The 17,559-nt window shown below is 63.1% G+C and carries 16 protein-coding genes; 3 read left to right on the top strand and 13 right to left on the bottom strand.

All coding sequences use genetic code 11. The features are described from left to right. Positions 1–2 precede the first annotated feature (2 nt). The 13 genes from LHFGNBLO_RS21225 to LHFGNBLO_RS21165 form a co-directional block, all read right to left on the bottom strand. Complete coding sequence (locus LHFGNBLO_RS21225; RefSeq protein ID WP_258601303.1) at positions 3–1,520, bottom strand: peptidoglycan DD-metalloendopeptidase family protein; 1,518 nt, start codon at positions 1,518–1,520, stop codon at positions 3–5. A 260-nt stretch (positions 1,521–1,780) separates the two neighbouring features. Further along, positions 1,781–2,434, bottom strand: coding sequence for a protein-L-isoaspartate(D-aspartate) O-methyltransferase (locus LHFGNBLO_RS21220; protein ID WP_258601302.1), 654 nt, complete (start codon positions 2,432–2,434; stop codon positions 1,781–1,783). Beyond that, on the bottom strand, positions 2,431–3,189 hold the full coding sequence (gene surE, locus LHFGNBLO_RS21215) for a 5'/3'-nucleotidase SurE (protein WP_258601301.1): 759 nt from the start codon (positions 3,187–3,189) through the stop codon (positions 2,431–2,433). The genes LHFGNBLO_RS21220 and surE overlap by 4 nt, the downstream gene beginning before the upstream one ends. Continuing rightward, a complete protein-coding gene (gene serS / locus LHFGNBLO_RS21210; RefSeq protein WP_258601300.1) occupies positions 3,189–4,493 on the bottom strand; it encodes a serine--tRNA ligase in 1,305 nt (434 codons plus the stop codon). The genes surE and serS overlap by 1 nt, the downstream gene beginning before the upstream one ends. Before the next feature lie 115 nt (positions 4,494–4,608). Then, positions 4,609–5,484, bottom strand: coding sequence for a twin-arginine translocase subunit TatC (gene tatC, locus LHFGNBLO_RS21205; protein ID WP_258601299.1), 876 nt, complete (start codon positions 5,482–5,484; stop codon positions 4,609–4,611). Further along, on the bottom strand, positions 5,481–6,215 hold the full coding sequence (tatB, locus tag LHFGNBLO_RS21200) for a Sec-independent protein translocase protein TatB (protein ID WP_258601298.1): 735 nt from the start codon (positions 6,213–6,215) through the stop codon (positions 5,481–5,483). The genes tatC and tatB overlap by 4 nt, the downstream gene beginning before the upstream one ends. A 29-nt stretch (positions 6,216–6,244) precedes the next feature. Continuing rightward, positions 6,245–6,466, bottom strand: coding sequence for a twin-arginine translocase TatA/TatE family subunit (locus LHFGNBLO_RS21195; RefSeq protein ID WP_258601297.1), 222 nt, complete (start codon positions 6,464–6,466; stop codon positions 6,245–6,247). A 167-nt stretch (positions 6,467–6,633) separates the two neighbouring features. After that, on the bottom strand, positions 6,634–7,413 hold the full coding sequence (scpB, locus tag LHFGNBLO_RS21190) for an SMC-Scp complex subunit ScpB (RefSeq protein ID WP_258601296.1): 780 nt from the start codon (positions 7,411–7,413) through the stop codon (positions 6,634–6,636). Then, positions 7,410–8,210 carry a segregation and condensation protein A gene (locus LHFGNBLO_RS21185; protein ID WP_258609839.1) on the bottom strand — a complete coding sequence of 267 codons (801 nt, stop codon included), beginning with the start codon at positions 8,208–8,210 and terminating at the stop codon, positions 7,410–7,412. Before LHFGNBLO_RS21185 ends, scpB begins: the two co-directional genes overlap by 4 nt. A gap of 62 nt (positions 8,211–8,272) precedes the next feature. Continuing rightward, positions 8,273–9,292: a beta-N-acetylhexosaminidase gene (nagZ, locus tag LHFGNBLO_RS21180; RefSeq protein ID WP_258601295.1), complete on the bottom strand. Its 1,020-nt coding sequence runs from the start codon at positions 9,290–9,292 to the stop codon at positions 8,273–8,275. A 147-nt stretch (positions 9,293–9,439) separates the two neighbouring features. Further along, a complete protein-coding gene (locus LHFGNBLO_RS21175; RefSeq protein ID WP_258601294.1) occupies positions 9,440–12,742 on the bottom strand; it encodes an SPOR domain-containing protein in 3,303 nt (1,100 codons plus the stop codon). A gap of 103 nt (positions 12,743–12,845) precedes the next feature. Continuing rightward, positions 12,846–14,609, bottom strand: coding sequence for an arginine--tRNA ligase (gene argS, locus LHFGNBLO_RS21170; protein WP_258601293.1), 1,764 nt, complete (start codon positions 14,607–14,609; stop codon positions 12,846–12,848). Between the two features lie 62 nt (positions 14,610–14,671). Then, a complete protein-coding gene (locus tag LHFGNBLO_RS21165) occupies positions 14,672–15,901 on the bottom strand; it encodes a deoxyguanosinetriphosphate triphosphohydrolase (protein ID WP_258609838.1) in 1,230 nt (409 codons plus the stop codon). A 69-nt stretch (positions 15,902–15,970) separates the two neighbouring features. Here LHFGNBLO_RS21165 and erpA point away from each other — a divergent pair, with 69 nt between their 5' ends. The 3 genes from erpA to xth are packed head-to-tail and all read left to right on the top strand — an operon-like array spanning position 15,971 to position 17,515. Next, positions 15,971–16,318, top strand: a complete 348-nt coding sequence (gene erpA, locus LHFGNBLO_RS21160; RefSeq protein ID WP_258601292.1) for an iron-sulfur cluster insertion protein ErpA — start codon at positions 15,971–15,973, stop codon at positions 16,316–16,318. A 2-nt stretch (positions 16,319–16,320) separates the two neighbouring features. Continuing rightward, positions 16,321–16,713, top strand: a complete 393-nt coding sequence (locus LHFGNBLO_RS21155) for a VOC family protein (RefSeq protein ID WP_258601291.1) — start codon at positions 16,321–16,323, stop codon at positions 16,711–16,713. Between the two features lie 7 nt (positions 16,714–16,720). Beyond that, the gene (xth, locus tag LHFGNBLO_RS21150) at positions 16,721–17,515 is read left to right on the top strand and encodes an exodeoxyribonuclease III (RefSeq protein ID WP_258601290.1); all 795 of its coding nucleotides are present in this window, start codon (positions 16,721–16,723) and stop codon (positions 17,513–17,515) included. Positions 17,516–17,559: the final 44 nt, after the last annotated feature.

Below are 17,559 nucleotides of genomic sequence, written 5' to 3'. Positions count from 1 at the left end.
TTCTATTCGAGGTAGCCCGAGGGATCGACCGGGGCCGAGTTCTTGCGCACTTCGAAGTGCAGTTTCGGCGAGTCTGTCGTGCCGCTCATGCCTGAAAGCGCGATTTCCTGGCCGCGCTTGACCTTCTGGCCGCGCTGCACCTCGATCGAACTGGCATGGCCATAGACCGTGACCAGTCCGTTCTCGTGGCGCACTAGCACGGTGTTGCCGAATTCCTTGAGACCGTCGCCGGCATAGATGACGACGCCATTCTCGGCTGCCTTGACCGGCGTCCCCGCCGGCACGGCGATGTCGACACCGTCCTTGCCGCCGCCGAAATTGGAGATCACCCGGCCACGCACCGGCCAGCGCATCTTGCCGATGCCGGTGGCGTTCGGCGCCACCGCGTCGTCGTCCTCGGCCTGCTGGATGACCTTGGCGTCCTTCTTCGGCGGCGTGTAGGAGGCTAGCGTCTGCGAGGGTGTGGTCTTCGCCGCCGGCTGGGTGGTGGCCGTCGTCACCGGATCGACCTTCGCCGGCTTTGCGCCGGCAAGCGTCGCGGTGCCGCCGGCCGGAACCTTCAGCGTCTGGCCGATCTTGAGCAGGCCGTCCTGCATGCCGTTCGCCTGCTTCAGCGCGACGACGCCGACACCGGTCTTCCTGGCGATGGCCGAGAGCGTATCGCCCTGCTGGACCGTGTAGGTGCCGGCGGCCGCCTTGGCCGAAGCCACCTGTGGTGCTGCCTTGCCATCCTTCGGCTGGTTTGCCGCGGCCGAAGCGTCCACCTGGCCGGCAGACTTGCCTTCCTTGAGTTTCGGCTGCTGCGGCAGCACGGCCACCTTGTCCGGCGCGCTGACCGGCAAATCGTGCTTGGTGCCATTCGAGGGCTTGGCGTCGGCAATTTTCGGCGCGGACGCCGAATTCTTGCTCGAATAGGCATAGGCCGGGATAACCAGCTTCTGGCCGGTCTTCAGCCCCTTGGTAGCGCTCAGGCCATTGACCTTCATGATGACGTCCGAGGGCACGCCGTAGCGATGCGACAGGCCGGAAATGGTCTCGCCGTCCTTGACGATGATCTCGGTCGCATGCGGGCTGGCGCTGCGCGGCGCATCCGGCTGCGCGTCCTTGAACGGCTTTGTGGCCGGATCGACGGTGCCGGTCGTGGTCCTGTCGACAGGTGCCAGCACTGGGGCCGAGGCAGCGCGCACCGGATTTGCAGCGGCCGGGGCCGGCTGACTGGGGGGCGGCAGTTGCTGAACGGTAACCGGTTCCAGGCTGGAACGGCTGACCGACTGGGTATGGCTGCCATCGACCGGCGCAGCTGCGACCGGCTCGGCGCCGACATCGCCCGGATAAGGCTGGGCGGTGTTCTGCTTGTCGATGATGGCGCGCTGATTGTTGGTCGAGGAGGTGAAGACGTCGTCGACACCGTTGAACCGTGAGACCTGGGAGCTGCATCCTGCCGCCGCGCCTGCAACCATCAGGACAGCGCAGCCACGCGCCAGATTACGCCCGTTTGCCTTCAAAACACTGAATTGCATCGCACTAACCCGCACATACCCGGTACAAACTAGGCATGATTAAAGCGCGTTAATGTTACTGGTCGGTTAACCCCTTAGAATCAGACGCAATTTTTCTTAAAATATTTTCGAGTGCGCCGAAGGGCCATTCAGATCCAGCTCAGGCCGAGCCAAAAATGGTGGATTCCGAGAACCGGAGCGGAGCGTACTTTTCGTACGTGAGCACCGGAAGCGCAGGAAGCCAGCATTTGCAGGCCGGCATCACCTGAATATCAATGCCCCTAGATGACTGCGGCGACGCTGCGCACAATCGGCTGCAGGCGAACGCTGCCTATGTCCTCGCGCTCGAAACGGCTGCCGACCTTGGTCAGCTTGGCCAGCACCTGCTCGTCCTCTTCCGGCCCGATCGGCGCAATGACGATTCCGCCGCTCGACAATTGGTCGAGCAGGAAGCGCGGCAGGCTGTCGAAGGCCGCCCAGGCGACGATACGGTCGAACGGCCCCTCATTGGCCAGCCCGTTGGAACCGTCCGCTTGGCGAACGATGACGTTGCCAATGGCGAGGGCCTCGAAGCGCTGTTTGGCCTGCTCGGCCAGCGTCTTGTAGCGGTCGATGGTAACGACCCGCGAGGCGAGCCGCGACATCACCGCAGCCGTGTAGCCCGATCCGGTGCCGATCTCGAGCACGCGGTTGCCGGGTTCGATGGCAAGGGCTGCGATCACCGCCGCCTGCAGGTCAGCACCCTCGATCGCCTCACCGCACTCGATCGGCAGCATCCCGTCCGACCAGGCGATGGCGTGGAAGTGTCCGGAGATGAAGCCGCGGCGCGGCGTCGCCTCGAAGGCGGCGATCAGCGCCTTCGGAGCCGCGCCCTGGCCACGCAAGCGAAGCAGAAAGGCGGCAAAACCTTCGCGGTCATCGACAGCCATGTTCATGAGAGAGCCTTGGTCAGTTGGTCGCGGATTTCATGGGCGGTAAGGTCGAGCTGCAGCGGCGTCACCGACACCAGTTTGTTGCGCATGGCGTAGAGGTCGGTGCCTTGCTTGCCCTCGACCGGCTCGCGGCCGAAGCGCAGCCAGTAGTAAGGCAAGCCGCGTCCATCGCGGCGCTCGTCGACCCACAGGCTGTGGACCAGCTTGCCTTGCGAGGTCACCACCGTACCGACGACCTCTTCTGGCAGGCAATTGGGAAAATTGACGTTGAGCAGCACGCCGTCCGGCAGCGGCATGGCGACAAGCTTCTGCAGCAATGCGGGCGCCAGCGCCTCGGTGGTCTCGTAGGGAACGACGCGATCCTCGCCAAGATAGCTGTAGGCCTGGCTGAGCGCGATCGAGCGCACCCCGAGCAGCGCGCCTTCCATGGCGCCGGCGACAGTGCCCGAATAGGTGACGTCGTCGGCGATGTTGGCGCCGGAGTTGACCCCGGACAGGATCAGGTCCGGCGCGCCAGGCAGGATCTTTTTCACGCCCATGATGACGCAGTCGGTCGGCGTGCCGCGCACCGCATAGTGCTTCTCGCCGATTTTCCTCAGGCGCAGCGGCTCGGAGATCGACAGCGAATGTGCATAGCCCGACTGGTCCTGCTCCGGCGCCACCACCCAGACATCGTCCGACAGCGTGCGGGCGATGCGTTCGAGCGACGCCAGGCCCTCGGCATGGATACCGTCATCATTGGTCAGAAGGATGCGCATTACTTCGATTCGATCTTTGCCAGACCACCCATATAAGGCCGCAGCGCTTCAGGAATGGTTACGCTGCCATCCTCATTCTGGTAGTTTTCGATGACAGCTATAAGCGCGCGGCCGACGGCGGTGCCGGAGCCGTTCAGCGTATGGACAAAGCGGTTGCCCTTGCCGTCCTTGTCCTTGTAGCGGGCGTCCATGCGCCGCGCCTGGAAGTCACCGCACACCGAACAGGACGAGATTTCGCGATAGGCGTTCTGGCCCGGCAACCAGACCTCGATGTCATAGGTCTTGCGCGCGCCAAAGCCCATGTCGCCGGTGCACAGCGTCATGGTGCGGAACGGCAGGCCGAGCCGCTTCAGCACTTCCTCGGCGCACTCGGTCATCCGCTCGTGCTCGGCGAGCGAGGACTCCTGGTCGGTGATCGACACCAGTTCGACCTTGTAGAACTGGTGCTGGCGCAGCATGCCGCGCGTATCGCGACCGGCCGAACCTGCTTCCGAACGGAAGCACGGCGTCAGCGCCGTGTAGCGCAGCGGCAGCTTTTCATGGGCGGTTATCTCCTCGCGCACGAGATTGGTGAGCGGGACTTCGGCGGTGGGGATCAAGCCCAGCCTGCCGTCTCCATGCCGGGTGAAGAAAAGGTCTTCCTCGAACTTCGGCAGCTGGTTTGTGCCGAAAAGGACCTCGTCGCGCACCATCAGCGGCGGCTGGATCTCTTCGTAGCCGTGCTCGGTGGTGTGCAGATCCAGCATGAACTGGCCGAGCGCGCGTTCCATTCGCGCCAGCCCGCTCTTCAGCACGGTGAAGCGCGAGCCGGACAATTTCGCGGCGCGCTCGAAATCCATCATGCCGAGTGCTTCGCCGATCTCGAAATGCTCCTTCACCCAATTGGGGCGTGTCGGCACCTTGCCGACGGTGCGCCTGACGACATTGTCGTGCTCGTCCTTGCCGACTGGCACGTCGTCGAGCGGCACATTGGGCAGCACTGCCAGTGCATCGTTCAGCGCCTTGTCGAGTTCGCGTTCGCGCGCCTCGCCATTCTGGATGAAGGTCTTGATCTCGCCGACCTCGGCTTTCAGTTTGTCGGCAAGCGCGGCATCGCCCGAACGCATGGCGTTGCCGATCTCCTTCGAAGCGGCGTTGCGGCGCTCCTGCTTTGTCTGAAGCTCAGTGACGTGTTCGCGCCGCGCCTCATCCGAGGCGATGAGCCGGTCGACCGTGGACTGCGCATCCTCACCGGACCACGAGCGCTTAACAAGCGCTTCGACAAGGGCCTTCGGGTTGTCGCGAATCCATTTGATGTCAAGCATGTTTGTTCGTCCTCAGGTAAGGCCTGAGGGCGTAAACCGCATCCTTGATCGATGCAAGACGGGGTTCAGGGACCGTCGCGTTTTTCCGCTGACGCAGGCGCCGGAACGCTAGGGCCTACGCAGGACCCTGCGTCGAAGGCTCGTCGGCGGGCTTTTCGGCCACCTCTTCCGCGGCCTCCTTCTTCTCGCGCGCCACCTTCTGCCTGTCCTGGTCGCGCTCGATCAGTCGGGCGGCCCAGATCGAAACCTCGTAGAGAATGATGGTGGGAATGGCCAGGCCGATCTGGCTCATCGGATCGGGCGGGGTCAGCACCGCCGCCACGACGAACGCGATGACGATCGCCCATTTGCGCTTTTCGACCAGCGCCTGCGACGACAGCATGCCCACCCGCGTCATCAGGCTGGTCACCACAGGCAGCTGGAACACCAGGCCGAAGGAGAAGATCAGCGTCATGATCAGGCTGAGATATTCCGACACCTTCGGCAGCAGCGAAATCTGAACCTGGTCGTCAGTGCCGGTCTGCTGCATGGCGAGGAAGAACCACATCACCATCGGCGTGAAGAAGAAATATACCAGCGACGCGCCCATCAGGAACAGGATCGGCGAGGCGATCAGGAACGGCAGGAAGGCGTTGCGTTCGTTCTTGTAGAGGCCGGGCGCGATGAATTTGTAGATCTGCGTGGCGATCAGCGGAAAGGCGATGACCATGCCGCCGAACATGGCGAGCTTGACCTGGGTGAAAAAGAATTCCTGCGGCGCCGTGTAGATCAGCTCGACCTTGTGCGGGTCGAGTCCGGCCCATTGGGTCGCCCATTTGAACGGAATGACCAGCAGATTGAACAGCTTCTTGGCGAAGAAGAAGCAGACGAGGAAGGCGACGAAGAAGCCGCCGATCGACCAGATCAGCCGCCGGCGCAACTCAATGAGATGCTCCATCAGCGGCGCTGACGATTTCTCGATCTCGTCCTTTTCGGTGTCCGAAACGCTCACTTGCCCGCCGTCTTTTTCGTTGCCGCAGCCGGCGCCTTGGGCGTGGCCGCTGCTGGTTTCGACGCGGCCTTTGCCGTTGTCGCCTCGGTAGTGGGCTTTGCCGCCTTTGCCGCCACAGGCTTCGCTGCCACGATTGCTGCCTTGACGGCAGGCGCTGCCTTTGCCGGTGCGGGTTTGGCCACGGCAGCCGGGGCTGCAACCTTGCTTGCTTTCGACGCGGTAGGCTTAGCGCCTTTCCCAGCTGCCGATGCTTTTTGCGGCGCGGCCGGTGCCGCGACCGAACTGTCGGTCATCGCCGGAAAGATCGGCGCCGCAGACGCCGCTTCCGGTCCATTGACGCCCGGCATCACCGTGGCGCCATTCTTCAGCGGTTCGGCAACTTGCGGCGTCGAAGCCGCGGGCGTGGCCGGATCGTCGGCCGGCTTCGGCTTCATCGCCGCGTCGACCCCGGAACGAACATCGGCTGCCGCCTGCTCGAACGGATTGAGCTGCTTGCGGATCTCGGCCGCCGGATTGAGGCTTCTCAGCGAATCGACCGACTTCTTGACGTCGTCGAGTTCGGCTTCCTTGAGCGCGTCGTTGAACTGTTTCTGAAAGTCGGAGGCCATGGCGCGCAGCTTCGCCGTCGTGCGGCCGAAGGTGCGCAGCATATTGGGCAAATCCTTGGGCCCGACGACCACGATCATAACAATCGCGATCACCAGCATTTCGGTCCAGCCGACTTCAAACATGGCTATCTGTTCCGACTAGAACCTTGGGCTCAGCTCTTGCTGGCCTTTTCCTTCGCTGCCGAAACCGTCTCGTCGGCACGGTGTTCGACGGTGCGCTTGTCTTCGGCAACCTCGTCGTCGGCCATGCCCTTCTTGAAGCTCTTGATGCCCTTGGCCATGTCACCCATCAGCTCTGGAATCTTGCCGCGGCCGAACACCAGCAGCACGATCACCAGCACGATCATCCAGTGCCAAATCGAAAATGAACCCATAGCAAATCTCTCTCGAATGTTTTCCCTGGCGATGATCTATGCGTTTTCGCGTTGGGATTCAAACACAACCGCGACAAAGTTTATAAAAGCCCGTCGGATGTCACGCACTTTCAGCGCGTTGGCCCGCTACGAATCGGCGCATCCCCGCTTTCGGCGCGGTTTCGCGGTCAATCTTCCGTGACGCGCGGCGTCAACAGACCGAGTTCCTCGAGATCGATATCGGTCAGCGGATCCTCGTCTTCGGTCAGCGCATCTGGATCGGACGGCGGCATCGGAATGGAAAAATTGGACGGCATGCGGCCGGAAAGCAGCCCGGCGCCCTTCAACTCGTCCATACCGGGAAGATCGCGGATCTCCTCCAGCGCAAAATGGTCGAGGAACGTGTCGGTGGTGCCGTAGGTGACCGGACGGCCGGGAGTGCGGCGCCGGCCGCGCATCCGCACCCATTCCGTCTCCATCAGCGTGTCCAGCGTTCCCTTCGAGGTCTCGACGCCGCGAATATCCTCGATCTCAGCACGCGTAACCGGCTGGTGGTAGGCAATGATCGCCAGCACTTCGAGCGCCGCGCGCGAAAGCTTCCTTTGCTGAACGGTATCGCGGCTCATCAGGAAAGCGAGGTCACCAGCAGTGCGGAACGCCCAGGCATCGCCGACGCGCACCAGATTGACGCCGCGCCGCGCATAGATCTGCTGCAGGTCGGCCATCGCCGCGGCAATGTTGATGCCGTCGGGCAAGCGCGCCGCAAGCTGCTTCTCGCTGACCGGCTCGGCGCTGGCAAAAACGATCGCCTCGGCCATCCGCACGGCTTCCGCCATATGCAGCCGCTCGCCGGGATTCTGGCCCGAACTCTGGGTCTCATTCTCAGCAGAATCCTGCGCAACGGCGCCCTCTTCGGCCGCTTCGTCGACCTTGAACGGAATGACCGAAGCGTTGCCGCGTTCGCTCATGATGCCACCTCGACTGCTTTGATGCTCGGCGTGCGGCCGCGCAGATAGAGCGGCGCGAACACCTCGTCCTGCCGCATCTCGATCTTGCCTTCGCGTACCAGTTCCAGCGTTGCCGCAAACGAACTGGCAATCGCAGTGCGCCGCTCTTCCGGGCCGGTCAGATATTCGATCAGATAACTGTCGAGTGCCGTCCAGTCGCGCAGCGCTCCGACCAGCCTGATCAGGATATCGCGCGCATCCTTGAGCGACCACACCCCGCGCCTGGCGATCGTCACATTGGTGATCGCCTGCTTCTGGCGCTGCTGGGCATAGGCGGTCAAAAGGTCGTAGAGCGAGGCCGAATAGGCATTGCGCTTCTCGACGATGACCATTTCCGGCATGCCGCGCGCAAACACGTCGCGGCCGAGCCGGTTGCGGTTGACCAACCGTGCCGATGCGTCGCGCATGGCTTCCAGCCGCTTCAGCCGGAACTGCAGCACCGCCGCCAGTTCCTCGCCGCTCTCGCCGTCGTCGCCGGGCTGCTTGGGGATCAGAAGCTTCGATTTGAGGAAGGCCAGCCACGCCGCCATCACCAGATAGTCGGCGGCAAGCTCGAGCCGCAGCGCCCTCACCGTCTCGACAAAGGTCAGATATTGCTCCACCAGCGCCAGGATCGAGATACGCGACAGATCGACCTTCTGGTTGCGGGCAAGATGCAGCAGAAGGTCGAGCGGGCCTTCGAAGCCGGCCACGTCGACAACCAGCGACGGGTCGCCGGTGACGCGTGAATCGTCGTTCTCGGCCCACAGACGGTCCATCGGTGCGGCCTTCCCGGCCTTGCTTTCCAATGTCTCCGCCACTTGCCCTTCTCCTTCTTGTGTTAGGCCACCGCGTCGAAATAGGTGGCAAACTCGGCGCGTATCTCGGTTTCTTCAGCCGCGTCGCGGTTCTTTATATAGGTCAGCGCCCGCTTTGCGCGCTCAAGCGGCTTGCCCTCAAGCCCGGTCGTGCGCGATGCAATGCCAGCCATCTCCTCGAAAACACCGTTGCAGTGAAGGACCAGATCGCAGCCCGCCGCAAGGATGGTGGCCGCCTTTGTCGGGAAATCCCCAGAAAGTGCCTTCATCGAGGTGTCATCGCTCATCAGCAGCCCATCGAAACCGATTTCGCCGCGGATGATCTCGTCGATGACCTTGCCTGAGGTGGTCGCCGGGTTCTTCGGGTCGATGGCGCTGTAGACGACATGCGCCGTCATCGCCATCGGCAGGTGGTTGAGCTCCCTGAACGGGGCGAAATCATGCCGCTGCAGCTCGCTCATCGAGGCATCGACCGTCGGCAGCTCGAAATGCGTGTCGGCAAAGGCCCGTCCGTGTCCGGGAATGTGCTTCATGACAGGCAGAACGCCGCCCGACATCAGCCCCTCCGCCGCGGCGCGGCCGAGTTCGATCACCGGTCGCGGTTCCTTGCCGTAGGCGCGCGCACCGATGACGTCGCTAGCGCCTTCGATCGGCACGTCGAGCACCGGCAGGCAATCGGCTGATATGCCGTAGCGCAGCAGATCGAAGGCATGCAGCCGCGCCATCAGCCAGGCGGCACGGTTGCCGGCGTCATGGTCATCGCGCCACAGCGCGCCAAGCGCCCCGCCGGCCGGGTAGTTCGGCGCCAGCGGCGGCCGCAGGCGCTGCACACGGCCACCTTCCTGGTCGATGAACACCGGTGCCTCCGGGCGCCCGATACAGTCGCGCATCGAAGCGACCAGATCGCGGATCTGCTCGGTCTCGCCAATGTTGCGCGCAAACAGGATGAAGCCCCACGGGCATTCATTGCGATAGAAATTGATTTCTTCGCGAGTGAGCGATTTCCCGGCGCAGCCGAGGATCATGGATTTTGATTCGGTCATGCACTGGAGTTTAGAGCTTCACGCGGACAAAGGGAATCGCTCCAAAAGCATGCATTTGAATGCCGAAAAGCCCTTCCACACAAAAAAACCGGCGCGGTCTGAGACCGCGCCGGTTTTTTCCGTCCGAAGACAGGAGATTTGAAAAGCCTACCGCGACACGAAGCAGTTGCCGCCGGCAGCCTTGTAGCTGGTGCACAGATTGATCGCATCGTTGCGCGACTGCGCCGGAACGCGGACGCGATAGAATGTCCCCTTGCCGGCGATCTCGGCCTTGACGATGTTGGCCGTGCGGCCGGAAAGCACGCTGCCGTAGCGGCGCTGCAGGTCCGCATAGCTGGACTGGGCGCTCTCGACCGTCGGCTGCGAAGCAATCTGCATCGACCACGAGCCACCGCCCGTCGAAGCTGTCGTCGGGATGGAGGCAACTTGGTCCGGCTTGACCTCGCCGACCACGTCGACCGGCTGATCGGACGGGCGTTGCGGCGCCAGCGGAACCGTCGCCGGCGTGTTGGCGGACTGGGCTTCGGCCTTGGGCGCGGCAGCCGGCTTGGCGATTTCGGTCTGATCGGCGCCTGCCTGGCCACTGGCCTGGTCCGTCGCGGGCGGCACGGTACCGGTCTGCTCTGCGTCAGCCTGGGCCGGCGGAGCCACAAGCTGCGGCGCCGGATCGACCGGCTCGGTAGCCGCCACCTGCGGGCCTGCTGGCGTCGGATCCTCACGCGCAACCAGCGAACCATCCGGCTTGACCACCATGGTTCTCACCTTGCGCGGCGCAATGGCCACGACATCGGGATTCCCGGATTTGTCTGCCTCCTGCAGAGCCTGCGCTATGCGGTCCTCGGATTTAGGCGCCGGCACGGCGGCGTCAGCGTTGCCAATCGTATCGGTGCCCTGGGCAGCATCAGTGCCTGGGGCAGCTTCGGTCGCTTGGGCAGCATCGGGATCGTTGGGTGAAAGATCGACGACACGGCTCTGCGGTTCATTGGCGGTCACATCCACGGGCTCTTCGGTGTTGGTGACCAGCTTCTCCTGAACCGGCTCGGCCGGCTTCGTGCCCTTGACCACCGCGTCATAAACCTTGTTGTCCTGGTTCGGCACCACGGTGCCGCCCGGATTTTCCGGCTTGACCTTGATCGGCGCGTTGTCGGCCTTGACGATCACCGGCGCATCGCTGCCGCCCTTGCCGCCAAAGGACAAGGCAAAGGCGCCAAGGCCACCGGCAATGGCAACGGCACCGACGACCGCGGCAACCAGCAGGCCGCTCCGACGCGGCTGTCTTGCCGCATCCTGCTCGGCCAGGCCCGGAACCGACATGGCGTCGTCCAGCTCGGGATCGTAGTCGAGTTCGTCGACAGTGAAATCGTCCGCCTTCGAAACCGGCTGGCTGCCGGGCAAGTCGTCTATATCGAAGCCGTTTGCGGCATCGGTATAGGCGCCGGCCGCCGCGTTGGCAGGCACTTCGGCCGGCCGCGCCGCATAAGAACGGGCATCGTTGCGGTCGCGCTCATAGCCCGACTTGAAACCGGAGCTGTAGGAGTCGTCGTCATAGGCAGTGCTGCGCACAGGCGCCGCGGCCACCTCTGTCGCGTTCATGTCGGTGAGAAGGCTGGCGAACTCGGCGTCGAGATCGTCATAGGCCTGCGCCGCCGGCTCGTCTTCGTCGAAATTGAGCTCCGGAATATCGAGATCGTCGGCCAGGGCGACAACGCGCTCCGGCACATCAACCGTCTCGACATCAGGCATCTCGTCGTAGCGCTGAGGCTGTTCGTACGGCGCGGGCGCCGGTTCCACATGGGCGGAGACATTTTCGGCCGGATGCTCCCGGTAGGACGGCGCGGCGGGTGCTGGCGGCAGCGAAGCCATCGGCTGGGCGGTAAACGAGGGCTGCGACTGGGCGACCGGCGTCACCCGGCTCCACGAACGGGCTGGTTCCGGCGGCGTCGAGCGCGCCGTCATCCAGTCCAGCGAGTGGCCCGTGTCTTCGTCGGAAGCGGCGTGCGCGACCTTGCCGGCCCCGGTGTCGTGACCGAGATCGATACCCTTGGCGAAAGCCGCATCGAATGCATCGTCATCGAATTCGATGTCGGCCCCGGCCGCGGGCGCCTCGACATCCTGGCCCTCGAGCTCGTCGAGCAGAAGGTTGTCGAGACCGGCATCGGCTGCCTGAACCACTTCGGCGTGAGGCAGCTCGACAGGCTCGTGCTCATCAAGATCCCAATCCAGCGCGGCGACAGGATCTGTCGGCTGGGCGGCGGATTTTTCCACCGCTGCGACTGGCTGCTGAACCATGGCAGGCTCCTCGGCCACCGGAGACGTCCGCGTCTTCATCGTGCCGAGCAGCGCGTTCAGTTCGTCTTCCAATGTCCGTTCGTCTGCTGCAGCGACTGGTGCTGCCGGCTCGACCGTAACCGCAGGAGCCACGGTCGGCTGGGCCGGAACGGCAGCGATCTGCGCAACAGGCTCTTCGATGTCTTCGACAAGCGCATCGTCAAAGGTCAGGTCGAAATCGTCGAATGCTTCTTGCGGAGCGACGTCATAAGCGTCGTCACTTGCGTCCACCGCCCCGGCAAATGCGTCGTCCGCCAGCGGCTCATCGACTGCGACCGGCTGGTCGGCGCGGACCTCGAAATCCATGTCGACATCGGCCATCGCATCGTCGAAATGGTCGGTGAAATCCTCGTCGGCAATTCCTTTTTCCGCATCGGCCACGGCCTCGACCGGTGCCACCGCAGATTCGGCGACTTCGACGGCAGCGAGACCGGCATGATGGTCTTCCGCATGCATATGGCCGTCGAGAGTCAGTTCGTCTTCGAGCGATATCGAGACGGCATTGTCGAAATCATCATCGGATTGAGCTTCAACGACCGGCGCGGCCGCCTCGGCGACGGGGGCAGTGCTATACCCGGCCTCGTCCGTCGCATCGTCATCGAGGTACCCCTGCTCGAGCGACACGGCAAGCTTGTCGTCCATCGGCAAATCGTCTTCGAGCGGCGACACGTCTTCGAGCGAACTGGCGACCGCATTGTCGAAATCATCATCGAAAGCGGCTTCAAAAGCCTGCACCGGAGCCTCAGTGGCAGCTGCGAGACCATGGGCAGCCTCAGCCGTATCGTCGTCGAGCAGGAAATCCTGTTCGAGCGAAGCGGCAAGCGCATCGTCCATGGCATCGGTGGCAGCCGTTTCGAAAGCCGGCTCTTGAAACTCGGCAGCAGGCTCTTGAACCTCAACGGCATCGACATCGTCGTCGCCGGTGCCGAATTCGCCCATCAATTCCTTCTCGAGGTCGATGTCGAAATCGCCCTCGTCCGCGAACTCGTCGGTGGGCGCAGCCTTCTGCGGCTTGACCGGCTGGCGTGGGTCGAACCCCATGATCCTGGTCAGTTCCGCGAACGGATCATCGGCGGCGATGTCGTTGTGGTCGGCTACTTTCAGCTGGGTTCTGTCTGCCATTATTGTTCCCGAACTCGCACTCATTCGGACGCCATGGACGTCGCGTAGGGTTGGCCCTTACCAGCGCAATGTGGGCAAAAGGTGACAGGTTATTTAGTCAAACCTAACGCATTTCGGTGGGCGCATCGGCTCCGATCAGCGTCAGGCCGGACGTCAAAACGTCCGAAACAGCCTGCACCAGCCCTAGTCTGGCATGGGTCAATTGTCGGTCGTTAACCTTAACAAAACGTAAGTCGGGATTATCGGTACCCCGGTTCCAGTGTCCGTGGAAGCTGGAGGCAAGATCGTAGAGGTAGAATGCCAGCCTGTGCGGCTCCAGCGCAAGGGCCGCGGATTCTATCAGCCGTGGATATTCCGCCAGCTTCCTGATCAGCCCGAGCTCGCCCTCGTCGGTCAGCAATGCCACGGCGCCAGCCAGCCTGTTGCGGTCGAAATTGGCCTCACCCAGTTGCTCGCTCGCCTGCCGGAACACGGAATGGCAGCGCGCCGATGCGTACTGCACATAAAACACCGGATTGTCCTTGGACTGCTCGGTCACCTTGGCGAAATCGAAATCAAGCGGCGCATCGCTCTTGCGATAGAGCATCATGAAGCGGATCGCATCGCGGCCGACCTCCTCCACCACTTCGCGCAGCGTCACGAAGTCGCCCGACCGCTTCGACATCCGAACCGGTTCGCCATCGCGAAACAGCTTCACCAGATTGCAAAGCAGTACGGTAAGCTGAAGCTTCAGATCATCACCGGCAATCGCCCGCGCCAGTGCTTCCAGCCGCTTGACGTAGCCGCCATGGTCGGCGCCGAGCACATAAATGAGGTCGACGAAGCCGCGGTCGACCTTGTCCTTGAGATAGGCGACATCGGCGGCAAAATAGGTGAAGGTGCCGTCGGACTTGACCAGTGCCCGGTCCATGTCGTCGCCGACCGCGGTCGAGCGGAACAGCGTCTGCTCGCGATCCTCCCAGTCGTCCGGCTTCTCGCCCTTGGGCGGCGGCAGCTTGCCCTTGTAGATATGGCCCTTCAGCGTCAGGTCGTTGATGGCCGAACGGATCTTCCTGGCATTGTCGGCATGCAGCGTGCGCTCCGAGAAGAACACGTCGTGATGCACGTTGAGCAGCGCCAGATCCTCGCGGATCATCACCATCATTGCGTCGATCGTCCGGTCCTTGACTGTGGCCAGTGCCTCGTCGTCCGGCATCTGCAGCAGCGAGCGGCCGAATTCCGTGACCAGCGCCTGGCCGACCGGGACCAGATAGTCGCCCGGGTAAAGCCCGGCCGGTATCTCGCCGATGTCGTCGCCCAGCGCCTCGCGGTAGCGCAGGAAGGCCGACCGTCCGAGCACATCGATCTGCGAGCCGGCATCGTTGATGACATATTCCTTGGTCACGTCGTAGCCGGCGAAAGCCATCAAATTGGCGAGGGTGTCGCCGACCACGGCACCGCGGCAATGGCCGACATGCATCGGTCCGGTCGGGTTGGCCGAGACATATTCGACATTGGTTTTTCTGCCGCCGCCGACGCTCGAGCGGCCATAATTGCGGCCTTCGCCAAGCAGCGCCGTCAGATGCGCCTGCCAGAACCCGTCCTTGAGCCTGAGGTTGACGAAGCCCGGGCCAGCCACATCGGTGGCGGCGATATCGGGATCGGCGCGCAGCGCCGCTGCCAGCCGTTCGGCAAGCGCGCGCGGATTCTGGCCGGTCGGCTTGGCAAGCACCATCGCCGCATTGGTCGCCAGATCGCCATGGCTGGCGTCGCGGGGCGGCTCGACAGCGATCCGCGACAGGTCGGGCGAAACGCCATCATTGTCTTTCAAATCAAGCGCTTCGACGGCTTTTATGATTCGCGCGTTGAAATCGGCGAAGATGTTCATTGGTCTGGCTCTGGCGGCTTTGCAGGGAATCCGGCTCGTTGGCCGGCGAAATCGAGCCCGCCCTAGCTTAAATCAGGCGTATGGTCAAACAAGCGCCGGTGTTCCTTCAGCGCATAGGTGTCGGTCATACCCGCCAGGAAATCGGCAACGCTGCGCGCCTTGATGCGATCTTCGGCCCGGTCGAGCCCCTCCCGCCAGCCATCGGGCATGGCGCGCGGATCGGCGAAATAGACGTCGAACAGGTCCCGCACGATCTGCTCGGCGTCAGCGCGCACCCGCATGACCTCGCTGTGCCGGTAGAGGTGCTTGTAGAGAAAGGCCTTCAATTCCTTCTCGCCCGCGGCCATTTCGGTGGAAAAGGTGACCATAGTCTCGCCCGCCGCTCGCACCGCGTCGGCATTTTCCGGCTTGATGCGCGCCAGATTGCCGGTGGTGGAAACGATAACGTCTTCGACCATCATGGTGATCTGCCGCCGCATCAGTTCGTGGCCGGTGCGCACGTCGTCGAGCACCGGATAGCGCGCGCGCACGCCCTCGAGGATCGATCCTGGCAGCGAAACCTTTTCCAGCATGTCCAGCGTCAGGAAGCCGGATCGCAGGCCATCGTCGATGTCATGGGTATTGTAGGCGATGTCGTCGGCAATCGCCGCGCATTGCGCCTCGATGCTGGCGAAGCGGTCGAGTTCGAGGTCGTGCAGTTCCGAATAGTCGCGGATCGCTTGCGGCACCGGCCCTTTCAGCCCCTTCCCGCTGGCGTCCGTCAGCGGTCCGTTGTGCTTGACCAGCCCTTCCAGCGTCTCCCAGGTCAGGTTGAGGCCGTCGAACTCGGCATAGCGGCGCTCCAGTCGCGTCACCACGCGCAGCGACTGCGCATTGTGATCGAAGCCGCCCCAGGCGGCCATCTTGTCGTTCAGAGCATCCTCGCCGGTATGGCCGAAGGGCGTGTGGCCGAAATCGTGCACCAGGGCCACTGCCTCGGCCAGATCCTCGTCGCCGCAAAGCGCCCGCGCCAAAGCGCGCGCAATCTGCGCCACCTCGATCGAATGCGTCAGGCGGGTGCGATAGTGGTCGCCCTCATGCGCGACGAACACTTGCGTCTTGTGCTTCAGCCTACGGAACGCCGTCGAATGGATGATGCGGTCGCGATCGCGCTGGAACGGCGTGCGGGTCGGGCTTTCCACCTCGTCGAACAGTCGCCCGCGCGAGCGCGCCGGGTCACAGGCATAGGCCGCGCGCGGCCGATAACCGAAGCCGATATCGCCGAGAGCATCCTTGCCCTGCCGCTCGTCCATGCACCACCAGTTGACTTGGCCCCTCACGCTTCATACCTATCATATGAAACCGAAAGCAAGGTGACGCCCGTGGGCGCTGATGCCAAGACTGCCATGAAGGTCGAGATGACCGATGCCGCCGCCAGGCGGATCGCGAAGATCGTTTCGGGGCAAGCCGGCAAGACGGCGCTGCGCGTCTCTGTCGAAGGCGGCGGCTGTTCGGGCTTTTCCTACAAGTTCGATCTGGTCGAAACGCGCAACGACGACGACGTCGCCATCGAGAAGGACGGCGCGACCGTGCTGATCGACGATCTGTCGCTGGTCTATATGGGCGGCTCGGTGATCGATTTCGTCGACGACCTGATGGGTCAGTCGTTCCAGATCAGGAACCCGAATGCTGTCGCCTCCTGCGGCTGCGGCACCAGCTTCAGCATATAACCATGCCCGCAATCGGCGCGGTCCGTCAGGTCGCGCTCTCGGCCGGGCGCGACCTCGACACGACTTTGGCATTTTGGCGCGACGTGCTCGGCTTGAGCGTGCATGCACGCTACGATCCGCCGGGCATCGCCTTCATCATGGCTGGCGACGTGCGCCTGTTCTTCACCGACGGCGTGCCGGCGGGGATCGTTTATCTCGACATAGCGGGCCTCGAAGCCTTCCACGCCTCGGCAAAAGCCGAAGGCATTCCCTTCACCGCGCCGCCGTCGCTTGTCCACAACGACATCGAAGGCCACTTCGGCCCGGCGGGGGAAAGCGAATGGATGGCCTTTCTAAAGGACCCGGCAGGCAATACGATCGGCCTCGTCGAACGTATTGCGCCGAAACATCCCTGAGGCTGCCATGAAAATCGTCACCTGGAACATTAACGGCGTTCGCGCCCGCATCGGCAATCTCTTGCATTGGCTGAATGAAAGCCAGCCCGACATCGTCTGCCTGCAAGAGATCAAGACGGTCGACGAGCAATTCCCGCGCGCCGAGATCGAGGCGCTGGGCTACAATGTCGAAACCCATGGCCAGAAGGGTTTCAACGGCGTCGCCATCCTGTCGAAACTGCGCTTCGACGAGGTTATCAGAGGCCTGCCGGGCGACGACGCCGACGAACAGGCGCGTTTCATCGAAGGCGTGTTCTCGACCGACAAGGGCGCTTTGCGCGTTGCCTCGCTCTATCTGCCGAACGGCAACCCGATCGATGACGAGAAGAAGTTTCCGTACAAGCTGTCATGGATGGCACGGCTCGAACGCTGGGCCGAGCAGCGGCTTTTGTCGGAAGAGGCGCTGGTGCTGGCTGGCGACTACAATGTCATCCCCGAGCCGATCGACGCAAAATATCCGGAGAACTGGCTGGGCGATGCGCTGTTCCAGCCTCAGACGCGGCAGGCGTTCCGCCAACTGAAGAATCTCGGCTTCACCGAAGCGGTGCGCTCCGTCACCGACGCGGCCGATGTCTACACCTTCTGGGACTATCAGGCCGGCGCCTGGCAGAAGAACAATGGCATCCGCATCGACCACCTGCTTTTGTCGCCAGAAGCTGCCAACCGCTTTTCCTCGGCCTCGATCGAAAAGCATGTGCGCGCCTGGGAAAAACCGTCCGACCACGTGCCTGTGGTGATAAATCTGGCGTTGCAGCCGGCTTGATCGGGCTAAGCCCGGCCTCCAAATCCTGATATCGCCACAAATCG

This window comes from Mesorhizobium sp. AR10 (assembly GCF_024746795.1).
Classification (GTDB): Bacteria; Pseudomonadota; Alphaproteobacteria; order Rhizobiales; family Rhizobiaceae; genus Mesorhizobium.
This window is presented reverse-complemented; position numbering and strand designations above follow the sequence as displayed.